Raw genomic sequence first — 24,915 nt, forward strand, 5'->3', positions numbered from 1 at the left:
GAGCCTCAATCCGTAGGCTTGTCCGCGACTGGCCACCATGGCGGTGGCCAGCTTTGCCAACTGGGCACGGTCAGCACCTCTGCGAGCTGCTTGTCCAATGGAGAGTCCTCGGCCAGCTCCTCCCGTACGACTCCCAACCAGACCTTCAAGCGATCTGCGAAGGGCGTCTTCAGGTTGGCGGCATGTTCGTCCAAATATCGCAGGAACCTCTCTAAGCGCTCGATCTGCTCATGGGTTTCAGCCATCGAAAAGGCGCGCTTCAGCTGCTCGGCACGGGACTCCGCCACCCTCCTCGCGGCTTCCCGTCGTTCCGCTTCCCGCTTGGCCCTCGCTTCGGCCGCTTCTCGCTCTTTGCGAAACAGGGGCTGTAGGCTTCCCAATTCGATCATCTTTTCCGCAATCTCACCGAGCCTCCCCTCCAGCTTCTCGGCAGTACCCTGCCATTCCGCACGAGCACGGTACTCTGTTCCGTTCCATTTCAGCGTGTACTTACCGCTTGGTATGGTTTCGTAGGTCTGGTAGGGCGCATGCCCTCGCTCTCTTGTCAGCTTGGCGATCTCCTCTGGGCTCATAGGAACTCGCCGATAGCCCTCTGTAAACTCAATCTCGAAGACCTCGTCCTCGCGGGTCGCGACGACCGCAGCCGGTTTATCTTCGCGGTAGCGACTAGCTCCTACCACCTCTCTTCGGGTGATCTTGAATCCTGCCGTCTCCAAAGCTCCAAACAGGCCCGCGTGGAAGCGCAATAACCAATCGATGTTCGCAAGTGAGCAAGTAATGTTCAGGCAGCCCTTGTGGAAAAGCCGATAGCGGCCATGATCAGCGTGAGGCGGACGATCCTCCTCTTTGGCAAGGCCCCATTCACTTGGTCGGCGGCGTTCCCACTTGCGCTCCAAACCTGGAATTCGCTCGCAGTATCGGCTGGTGAACCGAATCAGGGGGTGAGCGCCTTCGAGCGACTCTGGCATCGACACGCGTTTCGGCTCCGGGGCTGGTTGCGCATGCTCTTCTAGCCACCGCTTCTGCGTCGCCCGGTCTTGCTCTGCGCGAGCACGCTGCTCTGGCGACGTGATCGCGAGCACTACCTCCGTGTCCTTGTCAGGGTTGGGCAACCTCGCTCTCTCCAGCTTGTGTCCGGCCTGAAGCTTCGCCCAATAGCCGCGCGGAGGTGTGGGGATCCCATGCCTGCGGCATGCTTTCGCCAGGGCAACGTCCGAGATGCCAAGCTCCTTCGAGATCCTGGTGATTGGCGTGGCCCAGACCTTTTCGTAGAGCTCGCGTCTCTTCATGGTTTCGCATGATCACCGAGAAGCACAGCCACGCACAACCGGCGGTGTTCCGATCCGTGGGTTCTCCACATCGCATCCAGCCCCGCAGCTCGGAACTGGTCCAGGCCGCAGCTCATCCGGATCAACAGCGACTTTGACGCCATCCAACAGCACAAACGTTCTGTCTTAACGAAGAGCACTGCCCAACCGAGGCAGCACCCGGTTAGATGGTCGTGTTCCCGTCCCAAAGAATGCCTGGAGGTCCGAGCAGATACTTGACCTCGTCGGCAGACAAGACTTGCGACAGCAGAAGAAACCTTGCAATGCATCCTACCCTCTTCCACTCACGAATGAGAAGCTGCTCAGCCTCCGCTGTCAGAGTTCGGGGGTGGAGCTCGGTGGGAGGATCATCGTGTCCGAAGACAGCTTGCAGGTGATCGCGCAGGACACGATGGTCGCCAACTGACCAAAACTGATCGGCAGGCCATCCCTCATCCTCGTACATCAGCCGCTCCGCCACCTCGCCAGCGACAAGAATTAGGATTTTCCGACGGCAATGAGTTCGGTCCGCCGTGGTCATGCATTCGGCGGTGTAACTCCGTGCCGAGAGCCCATCGTAGGCGCGCCCTCCGGTGCGATGGAGCTCGATGCCAGCAACAGGCACTCCAAGCGCATGGGCGGTGACCTGGTGACCCGCTTCGTGATAAGCCAGGGCTCGATCCAAGATGCTGGCAGACGTGTAAGGCACCTGCGAATCGTACCGCTGCTTCGGCACTGCCTTCCTCAGGCGACATTCACTCCCGGATCACTGGCTTCGCCAGACCCAGTCACCTCTCGGAAGATCTTGGACAACGATGTTCGTTGCACAGCATGTGCCTTCATGAAGTCAGTCGAGTCGAGAAGCCCTCGTCGGTCGTAGGCCTCGAAGAGCAGCTTCAGGAGCTTGCCTAGAACGATCCGCGGAACCTCACTGCCAGGCCGTTCAAGAAGCCACTGATAAGGGTCACGGGCCCCTTTCGATGCGTTGCAGCGTCTACATGCACGGACAAGGTTGTCGATCGTGTCCGGGCCACCGATCGCAAGCGGAATCACATGATCCCATTCCAGTGAGTGGCGAGCACCGCAGTAGGCACAGACCTGACCTTCTTTAAAAAGAAGCTTGTTCTCGAGCACGATTCCTGACGGATTTGCCGTTGCGGCTCGCAACCGCCCATAGGTGTATGAAACGAACCGATACTCCGCCCGGCTGCCCGTCGCCGAGCCAGCAATAAGCTTGGCGTACTCCCAATAAAGCAAGTCCCTGACCGTCGGAAATTCACGCGCCATGCAGATTGATTTCTACGATTCCGGCCTAGTGATCAAGTCAATCAGCGTACAGCCGATCGAGGTGAAATTTAGTTGAGCACAGGGAGTCGCGCAGGCTCAAGCCACTCTGCCCTTGCGAAGCGTTCTGGCAAGGTGCGAAACGATGCTCATGAAGTCTCCGTCCAGATTGGTGCCGTGATCGTCGGAGCTGCGGACACGCGCGCCCGGTGTACTCTCGACAGCTTCTTTTACCCAGGGGAGCGGCCGACGGTAGTAGATTCGCAAGTATGCGGGCTGCGACTTGGGCTCAACGATTTCAACAGAGCGCACGCCGAAGTGATTCTTGGCTTGCAGCAGCAGCTTCGTCCTGCGAATGTTCGCGAGCGGCTTGACCCACTCGCACTGCAATACATCGGCCAAGCCTGATTGCGCGTGAAGCTGCTTAAGTTCCTCGCTCCTATCTCTCACGCAGATCTCCTCAAAGAGTCATCGACCTCGCAAGCACTGCCCGTCTGAGGCAGTGATTTGGCGGCGAACTAGAAAACCACTCCGCCTTGCATTCGAGATCAAGCCTGAGCATCCCAATCTTGTCGGCTCGTGCGGTCAGTGATTCCTCCGCGCCGGGTAACGCGGGCCATCAGCAGCGTCGTGAACTCTGTAAGATCAGCTGCGCTGTCCTCACGGTGTTTCCCTCATTCCGCGCCTGAGGGCCGTTGCAGGGGCTCCTGCGTGGAATTTCGCCGCTGCGGCGCCGATGAAAGCGGCAGATCATCCACGCCCCCGTCTGGCGGCAGGGTCACAATTGAATGCGGCGGCGGCTCCAAATTGATGCACATATCCCGGAGCCAGATCGGATTCAACTGCTCGCTCGCGCTTTCTTCCAGGCACGCCAGCAGATCGTCCTGGCGCGGCTGCGCGAACACGAGCCGGTACAAGGCCAGGCTACGACGCAAGCGGCGATAGCGAAGTTCGTCCCTGCTAAGCGGCATGGCCATGACACGGCGCTCGATGCTGGCGCCTCCTTCGGCCTCGAAGATCCAGTAGGGTATGAGGTCGGTGGCTCCAGTCGGCTTCTCACCGGCGGCGAGCCGGAACATGTGCGTCCACGGGTCTCGCAGGCCTTCCTCCGACTGCGCGCGGACCCCAAGACCGAAGCGGCGGGCCACGTTCTTGCGGACGGCATATCCCTTGTAGCGGTGCACCCGCCCTTCCCTCTGCTCGAGGTCCACCGGATTAGACGGCAGGTTCCAGTGCACCACCGCGTGACACCACACATGGAAGTCGAGTCCTTCCTGCCCCACTGAGGTGGACGTGAGCACGAAAGGCGCGAAGGGAGAGTTGAAGGCGGCCTGGACTACTTCCTTGCGAGCACCGCTTCCCTCGTCGTCCGACCGGGCTCCAAAGCGCACGGCAAAGTGGCTGCGCATCCTTGTCGGGAAAGGCTCCAGCTCCACGCGGCCTTCGTTCTCGCGCACCTGGTCGACCTGCAGGCTCGCGGTGCGCACGCTCATGGCCTTGTACATATGCTGCGCCAGGTGCTCTGAGTCGTCGGCGACCGCCGCATTCACGGCCAGCGATTCCTTCAGGTGGTGCACGTACTCGTCGAGCACGGCCTGCAGATTGCCTTCGCTGCAATAGCGCAGAACCTGCCGCCAGTAGGATTCGTCGTCCTCCAGTTCCTGCAGCAAGGCAATGATTCGCGGCGAGTTGAACTGGCTGCGCAATCCCCAGGCCACTTGCGCTGCGCTGGTCATCAAGGCATCGCAGTCCCGAGGGCTCTGCATGTCCCACACGCGCGCCAGCGACCGCAAGGCGCAGGTCCCCGGCGCGCACAGGGCCACATCGGCGAGCACCTCCAGCAGGTCGCCCGGAACGCGTCCGAGGCCCGGGGGCGCCGATTGCAGCACCTGCTGCCAATACTGCACATGGCGGTCGAAGTGAGACGCCCGATCGGGCTCGCTGTCTTCGTCCTCACCCGCCGCGGCATCGCTGCGCGGATCCAACGCCTCGTGCCAGCGGCTTTGCGCCCATTGCCGGCTGGCAGGATCCGACAGCTCGAATCTGGCAAGCACGACCCAGTACCAGCGCGGATCGTCGGGGCCGCTCTGCACTGAGCGATCGGCCAGGCCATCCAGGAGCGGCTCCAGCACGCTGACCACCCGCTGGCGCGCTTCGCGGTAGGAGAGGGGCTGGCCATGATGGCCCGTGATGCGGAAGGGATCCACCAGCCTGGCCAGCCGCAGCGCCGGGTACAGGAGCATCAGATTGAGCATGCCGCCCGGATGGCCGTCCTTGAGCGCAAACACGAGCCGGGCACGTACCCGCTTGCCCAGCGCGGAGTAGCGGACGGAGACCTTGCGCCTGGCGAGGGCATGGCGTTCCGCCTCATAGGACAAGAGTGCGGCCAGCGCATCCGGCACCACGTTCCACGCGGAGAAGACCAGTTGCTTGCTGGGCGAGCCCACGCGGGCGTAAACACCGTCAGGTTGCCAGTAGGCGAGCGATGGCGGCATCCACACCAGATCGAAGAAGCCGGCCGATCGCAGCTCCTGCGCGAACACACGCAGGCGCGCGTTGGCCGGTTCCACGGACTTGTAGCGATCGACCACGGCGGGAGCAAACTGGCCCAGGCACGGCGCCAGCAACTCACCCAGGCCGTCCCCGTGCTTCTCTAAATGTTCGCGGAACTGCAGCTTGTACTGGTAGTCGCGCATGAAGTTCAGGAGGTATGGACTGGACTTCCAGAACTCGATCGTGTCCTGTTGGCCCATCTGCTGGCCCAGGAGCTCCAGCGCGCGCAGCTGTCGCAGGTCCTGCGGCACGAGCTCGGGCACCAAGATCTGCTCTCGTACCATGGCGTCGGACTTGAGCGTTGAGCGAACGCGCTCGGTGCGGCACATGACCGCGCGCAATCGGGACTCCAGGCGCACCTTGGCTTCGCGCAAGGCGGGCGCCGCAGCGCGTGCCGTGGCCGCAACCAGCAGACCCCGCCAGGCGGCGATGTCGACCTCCACCTGCTCAATGGCACGGGTGTCGTGCCGGTGCAGGAAGCGCAGCGTGCGCAGGAATTCGGCGTAGTGGTCCTCGCCGTCGTCCGAGGTGGCGTACATCTTGTACGGCGTCGCAGACAGCAGCAGGATGCGCAGTGCATCGGAGTGGTTGAACAGCTCGTAGGCGAGTTCCGCCGACGGGTTCTCGTCCGGGTGCGACAGCAGCTCGGAAAAGCGTTGAAACTCGTCGAGGATGACCAGGTCCGGCTGCAGCACGCCGAGGCAGGTTTTCGACAGCAGGTGGCGCAGCTTGGAGATCAGGTTCAGCGTGGCTTCGCGCTGAACGTCTGTCGGCGTTCGCCTGCGGTCGCGGGCGACCTGCGCCGCTGCAGCGATTTCGGCTAGCAAGCCCTCTTCGGCCTTGACCACCTCCACGAACCGCCGTGCGATGTCAGCGTCATAGGCGTCGGCGGCAAGTCCGGCCACGAACTTCACCCAGCCTTCGTACGATGCGGAGCCGCACAGCACATTGAGCAGGCCGCGCGGGTCCACGCCCTTCAGTTGGCCGCGCAGCATGTGGTAGATCAGGCGCCGCTCCTCGCGCCGGCCGGTGCGGTTGCCTTTGGTGTCCGTGGTGCCGGGTGTGAAGCTGATGAAGTTCACCTGCAGTTGACCGGGCGCGCGTTGCAGCTCCCGCACCTGCAAGGGAAGCAGCGTCAGGCGCGTGGCGCTCGCAAAGGAGGTGAAGCCGTCCAGCCGCAGCCGCTGGATATTCTGCGCCGCGATGTCCTGGTTCGAACAGACATAGACGATGTCGACGCGATCCTGTTTGCGGCGTAACAGCTCCACCGTCTTGGCCACCAGGCCGCGCGCGACCAGGGTCTTGCCCAGCCCGACCTCGTCGGCCACCAGGAAGCGTGGGGCAGCGTCCGCGTCGATGAACATGCGTCGGAACACATGGTTCACCGTGCGCAGCTGAAAGTCCTTGAGCCCCGCGAGCACCTCGTTGGTCACCTCGCTCATTGCGCCTGCTCCCGAAGGACGGTTTCGAAACTTCCCCATAGCTGCAGGAATTCAGGCGGCAGCACGGGATCTCCCTCGGTCTCGCCGCGGCGGATGCGATCCACGACTTCCTGCACGTGCTGCAACCGGATCGGCTCGCGGGCGAGCGCGCGTGCCAGCAGCTCGAACACGGGCGCTTCGTCGGAGGCAGAACTCCCCGGCGTTGCCTGAATCCACCTTCGCAGCCCTTCGCCCCCGCCAAGGGGCTGCCAATCGCCCAGCAGCAGCAGAAGATAGCGGATGAAGGCCTGCCGATTCTTCAGCACGGACCGGAGGATTTCTAGATCGCGGTCCGGAGGAGCGCCGTCGATCGGCAGGTCGAGCGCGAAGGCGAGCTCCGCGTCACCCAAGGCCAGCCGGAAAGCAAACAGAGAGGTGATCTCCTGGGGCGCGAGCCCGCCCAGAGCCACCTGCTTCGTGTGCAGCGGCACAGGCACCTGCCTTTGCTGCGGCAGGGACACCGGCCAGAGCGAAACGGCCGCTCCGGAAACGTCGACGTCTTCAAAGGAGCCGAGCGACAGCTGCCAGCCGTCCTGCTGGTGCTGGCAGCGGATGCTCAAGCCGGCCCCGGCGATCCGCTGGCGCACGTCCTCCAAAACCTGTTCATTCTGGTCGGCCGCAGGCGCATCCTCGCTGGCCTCGAACACCGTGAGCAGCGGCCCCAGTCCCTTGTCGGCTAGCCAGTCGCCAGGACGCCCCACCTTGCTTGCGCGCCCGACCAGTTCAGCCATGAACTCGGTGTTGATGCCCTCCAGCAAGGCGGCGGTGGTGGCGTTGGCCGAGCCCACGAACAGGTGCGTGTTCCAGCCCCGCTTGCCAACGTAGGCCTTGCCATGCAAACCGCGCTGCCGCCCGGGCACGTCGTCCTCCTCGTCGCCCACTGCCGCCTGCTCATTCAGCACGCGGTACTCAAAGCTCGCCGGCAGCCGCGCCTGGATCTTCTGCAGTTCCTCCGCGCGGCTGATCGCAAAGAGCGGTGCGCGGGCAAGCCCCGAAAGCGCTTCCAGCGCCCCGGCCGTGACGAAGGGCGAAACCAGCCCCAGTTCGTCCCAGCGGCCGCCATCGGGCTGCGGCAGCCAGGCCCGCCGCTTCGAAGCCGTACCGAGCAGATAGAACCGAACGCTCTCAAAGGCGCCGGGCAGCGACCAGGCGCAGCGCATCACCTCCTCCAGCAAGGACTCGATTTGCTGCTGCCGCGGTGCCGACAGGGGCTTGCGCGATCGCACGCCCGCGTGGCGAAACAGATCCCGGATCGGGCGGTTCTCGCCCTGCACCTGGCGGCCGATGCTGCCGTCCAGGCGCAGACTGATATCCCAGGAGCGGTCATCGGTGAGGTTGCGTGACAGCACCAGCAGCGTCAGGCGCACCTCGCCGGTGTCGGGCTGGAGGAACTTGAGTAGCCACACCTTGGGGTGGAAGGCGCCGCCGTGGCGGCTGGTGACTTCGTGCACCATCGGTTCGACCAGGCCGAGCAGAGGACTGGCGGCGCGAGGCGTGTGGATGCGCGCCTGCTGGCAGAACACAGTGAGCCTGCCCGAGACCCGCCGCATCGCTTCGACCACGGGGAGGGGATCAAGCACCGGCTCCGCCTGGGTTTGAGCCGAGGCCAGCCACGCCAGATGCAAGGGGACGCCCAGCAGCGTCACGAGGTCGAGGGAGTACGTGACGGCCACGCCGGCGGCGAATTCGAAACCCGCCGGCGGCGTCAAGGCGTCGGTGAGCAAGCTGCGCTGGTCCACTCCGATCATGCGCAGCTCCATCCTGCGTGCCACTCCTGCAGGTAGCCCCGTGTCACGGGCCACCGGTACTGCAGGGCGCCCGTCCCCGCGGCACCGCCCCACTGCTTGCGCGCGGCCGGGTTGTCGAAGCGCGACTGCGCTCCTTTGAGGGTGCGCTCGCGCGAGCGGATCAGGGCACACGCGCGCTTGGAGGCGACCACGCCCCCTGCCTCGCCGAGCGCCGTGTCCAGCCATTCCTGGACGAAGTTGCGCGTCGCTGGCGTGATCGCATGGCCGTGGCCGTATACCAGCGGCCAGAACTGCCGCAGGTCCCAGCCGGCGAGGGACGGCAGCTCTCCGTTGGCCCAGTCCGCAATGGTCGCTCCGTAGTGGTCTACGAGTTCCTGCCGGCCGTCCAGCTCCGCCAGCTGGTGGTTGTAGAGATAAGCCGCGCCGCGCACCAGCACGTCCAGCCGGCGGCCATGTTCGACCAGTGCCCGGATGGCCGGTGGAAACTCACCCAGCAGCGGATGCAGCCAGATGGCAGGCGCCTCGGCTGGAGCGGCGTCATCGCGCAGCCGAAGCGCCAGCCAAGTCAGGAGGCTATGGGGATGGGTGGCCTGCCATTTCTCCAGCAGGTAAGCTGCCTCATTGTGGCTGAGCGCCAAGCAGGCGTTTGCCGGGAAGTCCTCGTCCCGCAGAGTGATCGCGCTGGGATCCCAGCAGCGTCCGGCGCTGTCAGCTTCGTGGTAATCACCATCTTCGCGCCGGCGGCGCGCCCTGGTGGTGTCGCGCGCGCGGTCCACCAGGGCCATGTACTGCTGCAGCGAGCCGTCGACGGTGCGGATCCCCCAGCTTTTCAGGCCGGCCCAGTACACGGAGCTGGGCAGCCGCTTGAGCAGACTGCCGGCGTTGCGGCCGATGATGCCTTCTACGCCCTCCGCCTCGTTGGCAATCAGCGCCGCCTGCAGCTGCGCCTCCGCGCGCCTAGCTTCGGACGGGAACAACTCCGCGCGCACGTTCCTGCTTTCCAGCTGCTGGAACAGCCAAGGTAAGAAGAAGAAGTAACGCAGCCGCGTCTGGATGGTGGACGTGCCAGGGAACAGCTGGTCCGCGATCGAATCGCGCACGCCGCCTATGCCCATCTCGTCGCGGGCTTCCTTTTCCCTGAAGAAGGCCAGGAGGCGCATGGTGCGCTCGCTGGCGGCGGCGTCGTGGTCCAACCAGCTGATTGAAGAAGACAGGGTGTTTTGCTGCAGTGGGGCCTCCCGGGTCGTGCCTAGTGATTTGGAGTACAAGTCGTCGCGGCCGAGGCGCTCGCGCGCGGGACAGCACCGCTGGGGCGCTGACCGACCTTCGGGTACTCGTTTCCAGACACTGGCGACTCCGATGAACGCTGCCGAATCAAGGCAGCGCCCGACTCAGAAAAGTGCTGCGCCTAGCTGCCTGGCGACGTCATCCCACAGCCGCTGAATGATCTGTCTCTCGGCGGAAACCAACTCACGGCACCTGAGATCATCAAGCGGATACCAGATTCCGTTTTCTTCTTTGTAGAAGAACCTTTCGTACACGTTCCCAGTATGCGATTTGCGCCACGGCTCGAACAGCTCGGATAGGCGAGTGAACGCGTGATTCAAGCTGTCGACGGGCATCAACCCGCCGGGTAAGTTGACGAGGCTTGACTCCAAATACCGTGCCTCCATCCCCTCAAGGCAGAGCGTAAGTCCACCTTCAGATTGCTCTTTCCTGATCTGCTGCGCTGTCGGCCCACCTAAGCGCACCGAAACGAACTTCGACTCGGCTGCGAGTCTCACCGTATGACTGTGACGGGTCGCGTCGTGCGGCAGAAGTTCGGCGAGTAGTCGGTCCGGGAGTCCGGACTTGACTGTCAAGGCAACCCTCAACTCCGTACCTTGCGGGAGTACCCTAACAGCCCGCTTCTCAGTGAGTGCCTTGAGAAAATGCCGATCTGAGAAGGCGCTTCGATCTAGGTGCAAGTCGCCCAGGGCACCATCCTTAACTTTCACAGCCCCTCCGTAGAGAAGCTCCCAATGTCCGTCAACGAGTTTGACCGGGACGCGGATGATCTTAGTGCTCAGAGGCATGAACGAACTTTAGTGATCGATTGCTCAGCATCTTAGGCAGCAGACGCGCCAGCACCTAGGACACTGCCCGCCGCAGGCAGCGCTCGTGCCGGAAAGGTCATTCATATTCAGGGCCATACAGGCAGCGCACCTTTGCTCGACCTCTTAAATGCTGAGAGAGGCCACACCTTAGTATCTGGCTCGCACACGGAGTAGACGCTCTGCCTTTTCCCAATGCCCCACGAATCTGCCTTCGCCTTGAACTTGTCGCCCTCAGCGTGTCGCTCCCATAGCAACATCGGCTTTGACGGAGGGCTTTGATGGTCAAACGCAAGGAGGGTGTCGGAGCGGCGCTCCTTCGAATCTAGGTAGTGGTAGTGGTATCCCCAGTGGCCGTGATTCTCCCTAGCGAGCTTGTCTCTAAGTCCAGGTATTGACGCCAGATACAAGAAGACAGGTTCTGACAAGGGCGGCGTGAGCGGCATTTTGACTCGCGCCTCCACTACCCCACGCAGAAACTCGCGGCGGTGCAGCCGGACCGTAACCTCACCTAGGTAAACTTGTCCCGATTCGGCCGCCCCAGATGACGAGTCCGCATTTACGCCGCCGATCTTTTCTGAAAGCGTCCGCACGTCAGCGCGAATGCCCCTCACCAGATCTTCAACCTCATACAGTTCGTCGAGCCCAAACTCTCTCGGTAAAACTTCGGGGGGCTGGTGGTTCTGCCCTGTACCCACAAGGGAACCGCGCTTGATCGCAGCGTCGGCTTCGCCATCGACTGCTGCAGCGACCAGCTCGCGCAACATACGAAGATATGCGAGCACTGCTCGCTTGTCTTCAGCCTCGCCTTCACCGGCCACGGACATCCCCCATCTTGTTTCCCGAAATGCTCACGGCGAGCACTGCTTGTTGTAGGCACTGCTCGCAGCATCAGTAGTACTGCTTTATGTACTGATACGCCTTTTCGAATAGCTCCTCATCCGCGTGCAGCTTGTATTTAAACAGAGCCTTGCGCAATGCCTTCTTGACCTCACGCTCGCCGGCCTGCGTCCCTTGCCAACCGGGGAAGCGGACCAGGCGCACGATCTCGTCGATGTCCGCGACCACGCGTTCGACCATGATGGGCGTCTCGGCCGTCTTGACCTCGTTGAACAGCTCGGTGAGCGCCGCCCTGCCGCGATCCTCGTCCTCTTCAGGCGGGACCTCCTTCTCAGCCTGCACGGTCTCCTTTGCGATCTCCAGCAACTGCTTCAGAAACTCGACGCTGTTGATCTGGCCGGACTCGAAGCGCGCCTTCAGAGCATCCAGCCGTTCCGACAAGTTCTTGAACTTCGGATTGCCAGCGTGCTTGCGCAGCCGGCGATGCAATTTGATCTCGATCTCCTTGGCCCTCTTCGGATCCGGGTTCGAGAGCACCGCTTCCAGCAGATCGGCATCCAGCACGAGGGTGTCAAGGTCATCGCGCACAGCATCGACGTGCACGTTCTGGTGGATCAGCTCGATGGTCTTTGCGCCCAATGAGTGCCAGATCAATTTGCCGTGACCGCTGGAAGGCTGCACCGAGTGGTACACCTGGGACAGCCACTTGTAGTCCTTCTCGAACGGCCCAAGCACCACATCCGGCGACAGCGCTTCCCAGATCCTGTTCAGGATGCTGTATTCGGCGGCGAAACTGTCTCGCACGTCGTTGTTCGGCAGGCACTGCTGGGCGGCGATCAGGCCCTCGTAGCCTTCCAGCGTCCGGTCGCAGCCGTGAAAGAAGGCCAGACACTTCTGCATTGCCTCGGGCAGCTTGTCCTTCAGCTCCTGGATGTTGCTGACCACCTGCTTGACGCTCTGGTCGTCGAATTCCAGTGCCGCCGCCACATCGTCGAAGATGCCGAGGTAGTCCACGATCAATCCGTGGGTCTTCTGCTCGGAGTAGGTGCGGTTCACGCGGCAGATGGCCTGCAGCAGCGTGTGGTCCCGCAAGGGCTTGTCCAGGTACATCGCCTGCAGGATGGGCGCGTCAAAGCCCGTCAGCAGCTTGGCCGTGACGATGATCAGCTTTAGCGGGTCGGCCGGGTCACGGAATCGGTCCAGCAGCCGTTCCTCTTCGTCACGGGTGCGGTCGTACTTCGCGTACTCCGGGTGGTCCTTCTTGTCGGACGCCTGGACCGACATCACGATGTCCGTTGCCTCGGGCGGCAGCAGCTTGTCCAGCTCGGCCTTGAACAGCAGGCAGGACTCCCGGTCGAACGTGACGATCTGCCCCTTGAAGCCGTTGGGCTCGACCTTGGTCTGGAAGTGCTCGACGATGTCCTCGCACACCTTGCGGATGCGCTCGGGCGTCTTGACCAGCACGGCCATCTTGGCAGCGGTCTTGGCGAGGTTGTCCTTGTCCAGATCCGACAGGCCGCCGGTCAGGTCCTTGTAGGCGGCGTCCAAAGCGGCCTTGTCGATGTGCAGGTCGATCAGCCGGGGCTCGAAGTGCAGCTTCAGCGTGGCACCGTCGCGGATCGACTCCTCGAAGCCGTAGCGGCTCATGTAGCCCTTCTCGTCTTCGTCGGCACCGAAGGCGTAGAAGGTGTTGCGGTCGGCGCGATTGATCGGCGTGCCCGTCAGGCCGAAGAGAAATGCGTTGGGCAGGGCCTCGCGCATCTTGCGGCCCAGGTCGCCTTCCTGCGTGCGGTGGGCCTCGTCCACCAGCGCGATGATGTTGCTGCGCGTGTTCAGCGCCCCGCTGGCCTCGCCAAACTTAAAGATCGTCGTGATGATGATCTTGCGCACGTCCTGCGCCAGCAACTGCTGCAGCTTATCCCGGCTGTCGGCCTTCTCCAGGTTGGGTATGTCCGCCCCGGTGAAGGTGCCTGTGATCTGGCTGTCGAGATCGATCCGGTCCACCACGATCAGCACCGTGGGATTCTTTAGGCCGGCATGCATGCGCAGCTTCTGCGCGGCGAACACCATCAGCAGCGACTTGCCCGAGCCCTGGAAGTGCCAGATCAGGCCCTTCCTCGGCTGCCCCGCCAGCACACGCTCGACGATCTTGTTGGCCGCCTCGTATTGCTGGTAGCGGCAGATGATCTTGATTCGGCGTTTCTTCTTGTCCGTGGCGAACAGGGTGAAGCTGCCGAGGATGTCCAGCACCACATGCGGGCGCAGCATGCTCTCGGCCGAGAGCTTGAGCGACTTCAGCGGGTGGTGCTGGCCATCTTCACCGTCACCATCCAGGTGCCACGGGCCCCAGTCCTTGACCGGCAGGCCGATCGACCCGTAGTGGTAGGCCTTGCCCTCGGTGGCCACCGAGAACACGTTGCAGACGAACAGCTCCGGCACGAACTTCTCGTAGTCGTCGTGCACCTGCACTGCACCATCCACCCAGCTGATGCACTTCTTGACCGGCGTCTTGGCCTCGATCAGCACCAGCGGCAGACCGTTGACCAGCAGCACCAGATCGGCCCGGCGCTCAGTGGGCCCTGCGCGGTAGGTGAACTGTTGGGTGACGACGTACTGGTTCTGCTTCGGGTCGTCCAGGTCGATCAGCCGCACCGGCACATGCTCGTTGTTCGCGCCGAAGGGCATGGAGCGCTCGCCACGCATCCAAGCGGTCATCTCCTCGTTGGCGCGGATCAGGCCATCCGAGCGCACCGATAGCACGATGGCGCGCAGCTTGTAGAGCACTTCGTCGGCCCGGTCGGGCTGGGCGGCAATCTCGGGGTTCAAGCGGATCAGCGCATCGCGCAGCCAGGGCTCGACCAGCACTTCCTGAATTTGGCGCGGTACCTCGGAGGGGGCTGCGTAGCGCCAGCCGATGCCTTTGGGGCTGGGACCGTAGCCGGGCAGGGGTTCCTGTACGGCGCTCGGTGGTGTTGATTTGATCGGGCCTGCAAGCAGGTCGCGGACGTAGGCTTCGACGGTGTTGGATTCGGTGAACATCACGCCCCCCACGTTTCAGCAAGCAATTGCTTCTTTATTGATTTGCTCGCCGCAATCCTCGATTCCAGTGCCTGGATGGCGGCATCAAGATCCTTCAATTGGAGCAGCAAGCTATCCTGATCAGTCACGTTGGGCGGACAGATTGGCTGCTTTTTGATTCCAGCAATATTGATGTTGTAGTTGCCTGCACTGGACTTCACTTCGCCTCGAAGTCGCTGCCTCGTTGATGGCGCGTTCAGGTACTCAGCTAGGAATGCAGGGCGCAACGTAGATTCGTCGCAGCGGATTCGAATCAGATAGCTGGCATACACGGTCTTTTCATGAAGGTGATCGATGACCACCGAACGGCCGACGTATTGAGGATTTCCGTTGGTTCGTACAAGGAGGACGTCGCCTTTTCGGAGAGCCAAGCGCTTGTACTCCACATCATTGAGTTGAATACGTTGGAGATCCGAGTAGTCAACGCTCCCCCTCAAGACATTCGGAATCCGGAGGATCGGATAACCCAGTTCCTCGTAGGCTGAACGCGATGACGAGCCGTAACTCAAGTCTGTCAGGTACGTGCCTAGGGGTTTCGCAGAGGCCGCTTCAAAGTTCGCTGCCAAGGCATCCTCAACAAGAGCGGCTCTTGTTGCGCGACCAATCTCCACTGCATTCGCGAGAGCCTCCAGAGCCTTCTCCATCGCGCGAAATGCTTCGACAAGCTCAGCCTGTCGAGAGAGCGGCGGCATTGCGAACTCATATGCCATCAGAGGAGTCTTGTTCAGGAATTTGTTGGTTGAACCGGCCCAGCGCTCCTCAACGTAGCTCCGAAAGTGCTCGGTCTGCAGCAAGAAGGGTAGGATGGCCTGCAACAACTTGCTCTGATCTTTGGTTCGTAGGACGAAGAGCTTCTCACCGGTCAACCCGTCGAAATTTGGTTGCGCCAACTTTCTGATGTTGCGCGAATGGAATAAGACATCCCCCGCCTTGAATAGACGGTTGAACGTTGGCGGAATGAGCTCGTCTGACGTCAAGCCACTGCGCCGAACCTTCAGGTCGCCTTCATCGATATGTTCGCCGGCTACATATCGAATGGCTTCTCCGGATCTGTCGATAAAGAAGTCATTGACGTTTTCGACGACATCGCCCAGCCGAACGCGCTGCCAGTCGAGCGTCGGGCCAGCAGTCTTCGCCTTAAGCACGCGCGCCCCCTTCTTCGACGAGTCCATTCAGCGTCTCGACCAGCGCGTCCATCCGCTGCCAAAAGGCCCGACCGTCGTTCTGCCACCGGGCCCAGGTGGAGCCTAGCGATGCTGCGTCGCCATTGCCGTCGGTGGCGGCGGGCGCGGCGATGCGCTTCACGTACAGCGGGATCGAAAGGTTGGCCGCATTGGCGCCGATCTCGGCCAGCGATGCGACCTTGGCGAAACCGGGCGCATCGCCAAACGCCTTGAAGGCAGTCAGGATGCGATGCTGGTGAGCAGGCGTGAGGAAGCTCTGTGCCCGCTCGCGGTTGACCTCGTTCACCGCGTCGATGAAGATCACCTTGCCCTTGCGCGCAGCGGTCTTCTTGCGGTTGCAGATGACGATGCACGACTCCATCGCGGAGTTGTAGAACAGGTTTGGCCCCAGGCCGATGACGGCCTCCACCCAATCTTGCGCGACCATCTTGGCGCGCATGGCCTGCTCCTCGTTGCGGAACAGCACGCCGTGCGGCCAGAGCACGGCGCAGCGTCCTTTGGCGGTGAGGCTGGTCAGAATGTGCTGCTGGAACGCATAGTCTGCGCGGCCCTGCGGTGGCGTACCCAGGGAGTTGCGGCCCCACTTGTCGCTGCTCCAGGCCTCGCGGTTCCACTGCTTGATGGAGTACGGCGGGTTGGCCAGGATCACGTCGAACTGGCGCAGGCGGTCGCCCTCGATGTGCTTCGGGTCGGCCAGGGTGTCGCCGCGGATGATTTCGAAGTCCTCCACACCGTGCAGGAACAGGTTCATGCGCGCGATGGATGAGGTGATGAGGTTGCGCTCCTGCCCGTAGAGCTTGAGCGTGCGGTACTCGCCGCCCGAGCGCTTCACTTCGTCCAGCGCCGAGATCAACATGCCGCCGGTGCCGCAGGTGGGGTCGTAGATCGACTCGCCGGCCTGCGGCGCCAGCAGCTGCGTCATCAGGTGGACGACGGTGCGGTTGGTGTAGAACTCGGCTGCCGTGTGGCCGGAGTCGTCCGCAAACTTCTTGATCAGGTACTCGTAGGCGTTGCCAAGTTCGTCCTCGGGCACGTTCGCCACCGACAGCGTCTGGGTCGAGAAGTGCTCGATCAGGTTCTTCAGCGTTTCGTCGGGCAGGCGCTCGCGATTGGTCCAGGGGGCGTCGCCGAAGATGCCGTCGAGCAGGTCCGGGTTGGCGGTCTCGATGGCGCGCATGGCCTTCTGGATCGCGGCGCCGACGTTCTTCGGCGTCTGGCGCACGTCGTTCCAGTGTGCGCCCTCGGGGATCTGGAAGCGGTGGTTCTCGGCGAACTGAGCGTAGGACAGGTCGCCCCTTGAGTTAGCAAGCGCGGCCTGGTACTCCTCGTCCCAGACATCCGAGACGCGCTTGTAGAACAGCAGGGGAAAGATGAACTGCTTGTAGTCGCCGGCGTCGATCAGACCGCGCAGCAGTACGGCGGCGCCCCACAGATAGCTCTCCAGCTCCTGCTGGGTGATGCGTTTGCTAAGGTGACTCATCGCAGCCATCCCCCTTCGGTCATGACCTGCGCGAGGCGCTCTTCGGCCTCGCGGCAGCGAGTCAGCGCCTCTTTGAATGCGGCGATGGCATCAGGCAGCGGCCGGATGTCTTCTTGCAGTGGTGGCAGGACGTAGCGCGAAATGTTCAGGGTCCAGTCTTCAGCCTTGATCTCGTCGAGACTCACCACCCGGGCCGCGTCCTCCACATCGGCAAAGCCGCGATACCAGCCGAGAATCTCGGCGGCATGCTCGGGCTCCAGATAGTTCTGCGCGCGCCCCCGGCGGAACAGGCGCGAAGCATCGGCGATCAGCACCTGCTTCTTGTGCTTGGCCGGCTTGCGCTTGCGCAGGACCAGGATGCACGCGGCTAGGCCCGTGCCGTAGAAGAGGTTGGGCGCCAGCCCGATCACCGCCTCGATCAGATCCATCTCCAGCAGCTTCTGCCGGATGCTGCCTTCCACGCCTTTGCGGAACAGGGCGCCCTGGGGCAGCACCACGGCCATCCGGCCGCTCACGTCGGCCATCGACTTGACCATGTGCTGCACCCAGGCGAAGTCACCACTGGACGAGGGCGGCACACCGGCGAAATTTCGGCCGAAGGGGTCGTTCAACCACAGGTCCTCGCCCCACTTTTCCAGCGAGAAGGGCGGGTTGGCGATCACACAGTCAAAGGTGGCGAGCCTGTCGCCCTCGAAGAAGGCCGGACTGCGCAGCGTATCGCCACGCTCAACATGGAAGTCCTCGATGCCGTGGAGGAACAGGTTCATCCGAGCGATGGACGAGGTGGTGAGGTTCTTCTCTTGCCCGTACAGCTTCCCCCACAGCCGCTTCACATCTCCGTGCTGCTCTTTCACGTGCTGCACGGCCGCCAACAGCATGCCACCGGTGCCACAGGCCGGGTCGTAGATGGTCTCGGCTTCCTTGGGGTCGAGCATGTCGATCATCAGCCGCACCACGCTGCGCGGGGTGTAGAACTCGCCGGCCTTCTTGTTGGTGGCGTCGGCAAACTTCTTGATCAGGTATTCGTAGGCGTCGCCCAGGACGTCCGCTTCGACGTCGTGGTTGCCCAGCGGCAGCCTGGAAAAGTGCTCGATCAGGTCCTTGAGCAGCGCATCCGACAGGCGCTCCTTGTTGGACCACTGCGCATCGCCGAAGACGCCGTACAAGGTGTCGGGGTTGGCCTTCTCGATCTCGCGCATCGCACGCTGGAGCGCCGCGCCCACATTGGTTGCCTTCGCGCGCACGTCGGCCCAGTGGCAGTCCTCGGGGATCTGGAACCGATGCGACTCCGGGAAGGTGGCAAGCTGCTCGTCGCCGGACTCGCTGACAATGTCCTGGTACTCCTCGTCCCAGACGTCGCAGATGCGCTTGAAGAACAGGAGCGGGAAGATGTAGGTCTTGAAATCGGCGGCGTCCACCGGGCCGCGCAGGATGTTGGCGGATTCCCAGAGGTGGCTCTCAAGTTGATCAAGGGTGATAGCGTTCATTCCAGCTCGGACTTCGACCTGAGAAGTCTCTTTCGGACCATCGAGAAGCGCGGCAATGCGGCTCTTTCTTGCAAAGGAAGGGCTTTCATAGAAACCTCCAGCTCGCGCTGGAAGACCGGGGCGTCTGCATCGCTCCTGGAGCGCGCCCGTTGCACAGTGACCGCTCGTCCACTCGGCCAATCTCGCCCTCTCGTCGCAGTCGGCGCTTTCTGCGGCTCTGCGCTCATGAACGAAGAAAGAGGTACGGTCACCCACTGGTCACGCGGCGGCAGTTCGACTGCGACCTTATCCGCGAGCAGTGACGCGACCCGCAGAGTGACGAAGAACACGGCTTTGCGGTAGACATCTGGGGGCACGGGCCCACTTAGTCTGAGTTCCGGCAGCGCGCTCTCGTGGAAGGCAATCCTTCTCGCGGAGAGCGCCAGCGCCATCGGCCTCTTTGGGTCGAGGCGTCCGGATTGGGTGATTTGGACACTGAACAGCTGCTCTACGCCGGTGCGGCGGTCGGTGACTGAGAGGACCCCGTCGCGATCAACATTTCGCAGATGTGTGTAATCCTCTCCATTGACGCCAAAGAGGCTGATTTCCTCACCGTCCGCGGGTATCGCGCCGGATTCCGTGTACACCTCGATGCACGCGACAATCCCCTCGGGCTGCTGCTGGAGGCTGCGGTAGTAATCGACGTCGCGCAGGTCGAACGCTGTCGATCGTGCGCGGATGTCTTCAAGGTGCCGAATCACGGAGGCGTAGGTCTGACTACTTCTGGAGCACCGAATGACTGATGCGCATTCGAAATTCAGGCCAAGTAGCGCTCGTGCCGTTCCGTTATGGCTGCCAATCCAGATCGCGCACTCGTCCTTGCCTTCCGACTCGAATACAAGGACTTTCGAGTGCATCAAGTTGTCCGGCACACCTTTCGAATCAGGAACCTCCGTGCGTCCCACCAGGGCGTACAGGTGGAGGTACACGTTTGCACCCGCTTGCTTCAGCGCGGCCAAGACGGAAATGCTGGTGGGCAGGTGGAAGTCGCAGCATAGATAACCGCCGGGCTCAGAGATGCCTCGAAGAAATGCGCCCGAAAGGCGTTGATGCGGAAAGCACCAGTAAGCCACCGCGCCTCGAATGCGGGAGAACTCGCCAGACAACTCCGAGATTCGAGTGTCAGCTCCAGTGGTGATGACTTCGCTCATTGGTGTCCTGAATGTGTCAGAGAAACCTGCCTTCGCATTTCCGCAATGGACCACCCCTGCCTTTCCCCGGCAGCGCTCATATCCGAGATCAGATCAGGCGACCACATACCGTTTCACCATGGCAAGCGCCGCCTTCTGCACCTTCCGCCTGAGGGCTTCAGGCTAGAGGACCAGGACATACGGGTCAAACCGCAAGATATCGCCCAGGATTTCACGATTCGTCCGCGCATGGGACCGACAGGACAAAGCTTCCGTCCTACTCCCGGCTGCCCTGGGCTGGATGCATTGGCTCCCGTCGAACAGCGGGACCTCTGAGCATGTGCAACTGGTCGCGCAGCTTTGGCCAGGCCCCGCTTCAGGTGACGGGCGGCTTCTTGGAACTGCCTGCCATGACACGGCGCGCCGGTCAGCCAGGAGCCCCTTGTAGCGATAAAGACGTAAACCCTCACTCGCCTGCGTCTCCGGGTCTGTTTTCAGGCAGATTGTCGCCGGGAACACAACCGTAGCAATGGGGAGATTCGCGGGGCTGGCACCGCCTCTCAGTGCCCCACCGTGGCCACTCAGCACAGCAGGTTGACCAAAGCCGTCTACTCCGACGTCTGGCGAGTGTTGGCCATCAGCCAAGGGTTGGCCGGCGACGATGACCTGGCACTTGGCCCGCGAGGTCGCAAAGTTCAGCCGGTTCCTGCTGGAAATGAACTTGTGGCGGAGCAGGTCCTGCTCACTGGGGGTAGTCATTGGAACCAGCATCGGTTCCGCCTCCTGTCCCTGGAACTTAGGCGGCGCCCGCGCGCGCGCCCGGCCACATCGTGCTTTGAGGACGCCACCAAGCGCCGCGGGGGACCTCGGCCAAGCGCTTCGCGGTTTGGAGTACAGCGCGCGGGTTATTGCAGCCTTGATGCTCTCCCCCCGCATTCCGGCGGGCTGAGAACGATACGCGTGCCGACCAGAGGAGCCTTCTTCCAGTGCCGGACCTAAGCCTCCCCTGAAAGGCCGTCAATGGACGGTGCAGTCGACTCAGGATGGTTCGTGCTACCGTGATCCGGCACACCCCGCAGTCGATAAAGGGCAAGAAGAGCAACTGTCTGCCAGACCGTCGGTTTGGGCCTTTTCGCCCCGTGTCTTCCGGAGTATCTTTGCGCAGCGCGGAGTCCCTGCTGGGCCTCTTAATCCGTAGGTCGAAGGTTCGAATCCTTCAGGACCCACCACTCGTCCAAGGGACCTGGTCGCAAGACCAGGTCCCTTTTGCATGGCGCCATGGACATCACAGTCGAGACCACGACGGGCCTGAACAGCGCCGAGGAGCCTGCCGCGGTCTGGTTCGGCCAGCGCCGGGTGGCGGTCCGGTCCATCGTCGATCGCTGGTACGGCTCGAAGGCCCGCTGGTGGAAGGTGGACACCGAGGACGGGCTGTACGTGCTCAGGCGTGACGAGCCGGGCGGAACCTGGGAGCTCGCCGCCGTCACCCGGACCTGAGCGCGTTCGTCACGATGCCTGCGCCAACTTGCCCATCCACGCAGCGGCGACGTCCGCCAGTTCGCCGATCACCTCGGCGTCGCTGCGCCCGGATCGCACCAGCACATGGAAGGCATGATCGGCGCCGTCGACCACATGCAGCACGGTGCGCGAGCCGAGTCGCGCGACGGTCTGCCGGATCAAGGGCAGGTCCGCCAGTGCGTCGCGCGCGCCTTGCAGGAAAAGCATCGGAACCGCCACCTGCTCGAGGTGCGCCGCGCGTTCGATGGCCGGTTTGCCCGCCGGATGCAGGGGAAAGCCGGCGAAGACCAGCCCGCGCACGTGCGGCAAGGGCGATTCGGCCTGCGCCTGCGAGCTCATGCGCCCGCCGAAGGACTTGCCGCCGGCGAACAGCGCAATGCCGGGCAGGCGGGCGGCGGCTTGCGCCACCGCCGCCCGCACCGCCATCTGCGCGACGGCCGGGCGGTCCGGCCGCTTGCTCCCCTGCTCCATGAACGGGAACTGGAAGCGCAAGGTGGCGACGGCGCGCGCGCCCAGCGCCGCAGCCAGATCGGCCATGAAGGGGTGGTGCATGCCGGCCCCGGCGCCATGGGCCAGCACGAGGCAGGCGATCGGCTCGAGGGGTCGGCACAGCAACGCCGACACGCTTGCGCCGTCGGGCAGGTCCACGCGGAAGGATGACACCTCGGTTTGCATCGGCACGTCCGGTTGGCTGGCAGTCACCCAGCGTAGCGGCAATCCAGCGTCCGCGATGCCCGCTCGTGCGGCGCGGCCATGTCTTGACGCTGGCTTGAACATGCACGCACAATGCATCTTAAGCACCGTACGCCATGACCGACCTGGCCACACCCGAACCCGCTGCCGATTGCGTGCCCTGCGCGCTGCAGGATTACGGCGGCTGCGAAGCCGCCGCCCGCACGCGGCTGAAGGTCAAGCGCGGTGGCATCCTGTTCCGGCAGAACGAGGCCTTCCGCTCCTTCCTGGCGGTGCGGCGCGGCTCGTTCAAGTCGGTGGCGGTGGCGCCCGACGGCCGCGAGCAGGTGCTGGCCTTCGTGCTGGCCGGCGACCTGCTGGGGCTCGACGGCTTCGGCCACGCGCGCCATGCCAGCACCGCCATCGCGCTGGAGGACTCCGAGGTACTGGTGCTGGACTACGGCATGGCGGGCGCCCAGGCCGCACCCGCCCTGCACCACGCGATGGCGCGCGTGCTCAGTCGCGAACTGCTGCGCGACGTCAAGCTCAAGGTGCTGCTCGCCAGCATGAGCGCCGAGCAGAAGCTGGCGTCCTTCCTGCTGAACCTGTCGCGCCGGCTGCACGACCGCGGCGGCTGCCCGGACGAGCTGGCGCTGCGCATGACGCGCACCGACATCGCCAGCTACCTGGGCTTGTCGCTGGAGACGGTGTGCCGCACACTCACCTCGCTGCAGCGGCGCGGCGTGGTGCAGGTGGACGGCCGCCACTTGCGCCTGCTGGACCGGCGCGCGCTGCTGCGGCAGTTCGGGCGCGACGGATAGGGCGCGGGCCCAGCCTTCGGCAACCGGCCGTCGCAGTCGCTGGCGGCATTCCTCACTACAGTGTCGGATCGTCCATTTGCGAGGATCCCGACATGAACCCTGACTTCACAGGCAAGGCCGCGCTGGTTACCGGCGCCGGTTCCGGCATCGGCCGGGCCGCCGCGCTCGCGCTTGCCGAGCGCGGCGCGCAGGTGGTGGTCAACGACCTGAATGCCGAGTCTTGCCAGAAGGTCGTCGACGAGATCACCCGGGCCGGCGGCAGCGCGATCGCGGTCCCGGGCAACGTCGGCAAGCCCGAGGACGTCAAGGCCAGCGTCGACGCCGCAGTGAACCACTTCGGCGCGTTGCACCTGGCCTTCAACAACGCCGGCATCGGCGGCCCGCTGGGTCCGCTGGCGGACATCGACATCCAGGCCTACCTGCAGCTCATGGACGTCAACCTGCACTCGGTGTTCTACGCCATGCACTACGAGATCCCGGCCATGCTGAAGGCCGGTGGCGGCGCGATCGTGAACATGTCGTCCATCCTGGGCGTGACGGGTGACGCCAACGCGGGGCCGTACGTCGCGGCCAAGCACGGCGTGGCGGGCCTGACCAAGGCGGCGGCCCTCGGCTACGCCGACAAGGGCATCCGCGTCAATTCCATCCACCCCGGCTACATCGACACGCCGCTGCTGCAGGGCCTGCCCAAGGAAGCGTACGACGGACTGGTGGGCTTGCACCCGATCGGGCGGCTGGGCCGGCCGGAGGAGGTCACGGGACTGGTGCTGTTCCTGCTGTCGGAGCAGGCGAGCTTCATCACCGGATCGCAGCACCTGGTGGACGGCGGCTACACCAGCCGCTGAACCGGGGCCGCTGGGGCCACGTGCGTCGCGCACGTGGCCATCGCGTCAGCCGGGCGCAGGGCCGGCCGCGCGAAAGAGGCGATCAGTAGCCGCGATTGCCGCCGAAGCCACCCGACCGGGGCGGGCGCGCCTCCATCGGACGGGCTTCGTTGACCACCAGGCCGCGGCCGCCATGCGACTGGCCGTTCATGCCCTGGATGGCGGCCTGCGCCTCGGCGTCGCTGCCCATTTCGACGAAGCCGAAGCCCTTGGAGCGGCCGGTGTCGCGCTCCATCATGACCTTGGCGCTCTGGACGCTGCCGAACTGGGAGAAGGCTTGCTCGAGGTCGCCGTCGCGGAAGGTATAGGGCAGGTTGCCCACGTAAAGTTTGTTGCCCATGAGGACTCCATGTAGAGAGGAAGAAACGCGATGGAGCCCGGATGCAATCACAAACTCATGATTCGTTCGAAAGGCGAAGCTGACTGAACACCGCAAAACGCGCCCGCGATGGGGCGCTCCCGGCATTATGCGCGAGATGCGTCCGTTGACCCGGCCCAGAGCAAAAAAAGAAGCGATCAGGAGGCCGGCTTGGCGTCCATCACCTGCGACCAGCGGCCCCAGGCGGCGTCGGTATCGGCACGCGCGGCCATCCACGCCGCGAACTCGGAGGTTTCCAGCGCCTGCTCAGCCGAGCCCTGGGCCACTGCGGCCGCATGCACCTCGTCGAACCTGCGCTCGGCCGCGTGTTCCAGCGACTCGATGCGCAGCGCTGCTGCTTCCACCATCGCCAGTTCTTCCGCCCAAAACTTCATGTCGGCCTCCTGAGTCAAGCAGTCGAGTATGGCCGCGAACCCATTCGTAAGCGGATGCGTCGGCGTTCAACCCTTCGCGCTGCTCAGGGCAGGTGCAGCTTGGCCGAACTCTTGACTTCCTCCATCACCGCGTAGGTGCGCGTCTCGCGCACGCCCGGCAGGCGCCACAGCACCTCGCCGGCGAAGCGGCGGTAAGCGTCCATGTCGGAGACCCGGGTCTTGAGCAGGTAGTCGAAGCCGCCGGCCACCATGTGGCACTCCAGCACCTCGGGCTGCACCTGCACCGCGGCCTTGAATTCCTCGAACACGTTGGGCGTGGTGCGGTCCAGCAGCACTTCCACGAACACCAGCATGCCGGCGCCGAGCAGCTGCGGGTTCAGGCGCGCCTCGTAGCCCAGGATGTAGCCGGCGCGGGTCAGGCGCTGCACACGCGCCAGCACCGCGGTGGGCGACAGGGACACGCCCTCGGCCAGCTTCTGGTTGGTGATGCGGCCATCGTCCTGCAAAGCCCGCAGGATGCGCCGGTCGATGCGGTCGAGCTCGTCGGGCATGGCCCTCTCCCG

General features: G+C 63.6%; 20 protein-coding genes. 3 read left to right on the forward strand and 17 right to left on the reverse strand.

Going from position 1 to position 24,915, the window contains the following annotated elements; genetic code table 11:
* Positions 1–5: 5 nt before the first annotated feature.
* The 13 genes from PE066_RS04400 to PE066_RS04460 form a co-directional block, all read right to left on the reverse strand.
* On the reverse strand, positions 6–1,289 hold the full coding sequence (locus PE066_RS04400) for a hypothetical protein (protein WP_271235349.1): 1,284 nt from the start codon (positions 1,287–1,289) through the stop codon (positions 6–8).
* A gap of 762 nt (positions 1,290–2,051) precedes the next feature.
* On the reverse strand, positions 2,052–2,594 hold the full coding sequence (locus tag PE066_RS04405; RefSeq protein ID WP_271235350.1) for an HNH endonuclease: 543 nt from the start codon (positions 2,592–2,594) through the stop codon (positions 2,052–2,054).
* 96 nt (positions 2,595–2,690) lie between these two features.
* Positions 2,691–3,041: a hypothetical protein gene (locus tag PE066_RS04410; RefSeq protein WP_271235351.1), complete on the reverse strand. Its 351-nt coding sequence runs from the start codon at positions 3,039–3,041 to the stop codon at positions 2,691–2,693.
* Between the two features lie 224 nt (positions 3,042–3,265).
* Positions 3,266–6,586 (reverse strand): helicase-related protein, encoded by a 3,321-nt coding sequence (locus PE066_RS04415; RefSeq protein ID WP_271235352.1) that lies wholly within the window; start codon positions 6,584–6,586, stop codon positions 3,266–3,268.
* Positions 6,583–8,385 carry a phospholipase D family protein gene (locus PE066_RS04420; RefSeq protein WP_271235353.1) on the reverse strand — a complete coding sequence of 601 codons (1,803 nt, stop codon included), beginning with the start codon at positions 8,383–8,385 and terminating at the stop codon, positions 6,583–6,585. Before PE066_RS04420 ends, PE066_RS04415 begins: the two co-directional genes overlap by 4 nt.
* Positions 8,370–9,566: a DUF6361 family protein gene (locus PE066_RS04425; protein WP_271235354.1), complete on the reverse strand. Its 1,197-nt coding sequence runs from the start codon at positions 9,564–9,566 to the stop codon at positions 8,370–8,372. Before PE066_RS04425 ends, PE066_RS04420 begins: the two co-directional genes overlap by 16 nt.
* 198 nt (positions 9,567–9,764) lie before the next feature.
* A complete protein-coding gene (locus PE066_RS04430; RefSeq protein WP_271235355.1) occupies positions 9,765–10,448 on the reverse strand; it encodes a hypothetical protein in 684 nt (227 codons plus the stop codon).
* A 107-nt stretch (positions 10,449–10,555) separates the two neighbouring features.
* The gene (locus PE066_RS04435) at positions 10,556–11,293 is read right to left on the reverse strand and encodes a hypothetical protein (RefSeq protein ID WP_271235356.1); all 738 of its coding nucleotides are present in this window, start codon (positions 11,291–11,293) and stop codon (positions 10,556–10,558) included.
* A gap of 64 nt (positions 11,294–11,357) precedes the next feature.
* Positions 11,358–14,345 (reverse strand): type I restriction endonuclease subunit R, encoded by a 2,988-nt coding sequence (locus PE066_RS04440; RefSeq protein ID WP_271235357.1) that lies wholly within the window; start codon positions 14,343–14,345, stop codon positions 11,358–11,360.
* Entirely contained in the window at positions 14,345–15,556 is a 1,212-nt protein-coding gene (locus PE066_RS04445; protein WP_271235358.1) for a restriction endonuclease subunit S, read from the reverse strand. Before PE066_RS04445 ends, PE066_RS04440 begins: the two co-directional genes overlap by 1 nt.
* Positions 15,522–17,057, reverse strand: a complete 1,536-nt coding sequence (locus PE066_RS04450; protein WP_271235359.1) for a type I restriction-modification system subunit M — start codon at positions 17,055–17,057, stop codon at positions 15,522–15,524. The genes PE066_RS04445 and PE066_RS04450 overlap by 35 nt, the downstream gene beginning before the upstream one ends.
* A complete protein-coding gene (locus PE066_RS04455; protein WP_271235360.1) occupies positions 17,045–18,535 on the reverse strand; it encodes a type I restriction-modification system subunit M in 1,491 nt (496 codons plus the stop codon). Before PE066_RS04455 ends, PE066_RS04450 begins: the two co-directional genes overlap by 13 nt.
* A complete protein-coding gene (locus PE066_RS04460) occupies positions 18,532–19,725 on the reverse strand; it encodes a hypothetical protein (protein WP_271235361.1) in 1,194 nt (397 codons plus the stop codon). Before PE066_RS04460 ends, PE066_RS04455 begins: the two co-directional genes overlap by 4 nt.
* Before the next feature lie 1,257 nt (positions 19,726–20,982).
* Here PE066_RS04460 and PE066_RS04465 point away from each other — a divergent pair.
* Entirely contained in the window at positions 20,983–21,201 is a 219-nt protein-coding gene (locus tag PE066_RS04465) for a hypothetical protein (protein WP_271235362.1), read from the forward strand.
* A gap of 9 nt (positions 21,202–21,210) precedes the next feature.
* On the opposite strand, the gene PE066_RS04470 is transcribed toward PE066_RS04465, so the two are convergent.
* Complete coding sequence (locus tag PE066_RS04470; protein ID WP_271236502.1) at positions 21,211–21,897, reverse strand: alpha/beta hydrolase family protein; 687 nt, start codon at positions 21,895–21,897, stop codon at positions 21,211–21,213.
* Positions 21,898–22,031: 134 nt separating this feature from the next.
* Here PE066_RS04470 and PE066_RS04475 point away from each other — a divergent pair, with 134 nt between their 5' ends.
* Complete coding sequence (locus PE066_RS04475; RefSeq protein ID WP_271235363.1) at positions 22,032–22,715, forward strand: helix-turn-helix domain-containing protein; 684 nt, start codon at positions 22,032–22,034, stop codon at positions 22,713–22,715.
* 92 nt (positions 22,716–22,807) lie between these two features.
* Positions 22,808–23,560, forward strand: coding sequence for an SDR family NAD(P)-dependent oxidoreductase (locus tag PE066_RS04480; protein ID WP_271235364.1), 753 nt, complete (start codon positions 22,808–22,810; stop codon positions 23,558–23,560).
* Positions 23,561–23,642: 82 nt separating this feature from the next.
* Here PE066_RS04480 and PE066_RS04485 read toward each other — a convergent pair whose 3' ends face one another.
* The 3 genes from PE066_RS04485 to PE066_RS04495 all read right to left on the reverse strand — a co-directional run bounded on the left by PE066_RS04485 (position 23,643) and on the right by PE066_RS04495 (position 24,903).
* Positions 23,643–23,939 (reverse strand): RNA recognition motif domain-containing protein, encoded by a 297-nt coding sequence (locus PE066_RS04485; protein ID WP_440480574.1) that lies wholly within the window; start codon positions 23,937–23,939, stop codon positions 23,643–23,645.
* Between the two features lie 176 nt (positions 23,940–24,115).
* Positions 24,116–24,352 carry a hypothetical protein gene (locus PE066_RS04490; RefSeq protein WP_271235365.1) on the reverse strand — a complete coding sequence of 79 codons (237 nt, stop codon included), beginning with the start codon at positions 24,350–24,352 and terminating at the stop codon, positions 24,116–24,118.
* Between the two features lie 83 nt (positions 24,353–24,435).
* Positions 24,436–24,903, reverse strand: coding sequence for an Lrp/AsnC ligand binding domain-containing protein (locus PE066_RS04495; RefSeq protein ID WP_271235366.1), 468 nt, complete (start codon positions 24,901–24,903; stop codon positions 24,436–24,438).
* Positions 24,904–24,915: the final 12 nt, after the last annotated feature.

Origin of the sequence: Ramlibacter tataouinensis (genome assembly GCF_027941915.1) — a bacterium.
In the GTDB taxonomy this organism is placed as follows: domain Bacteria; phylum Pseudomonadota; class Gammaproteobacteria; order Burkholderiales; family Burkholderiaceae_C; genus Ramlibacter; species Ramlibacter tataouinensis_C.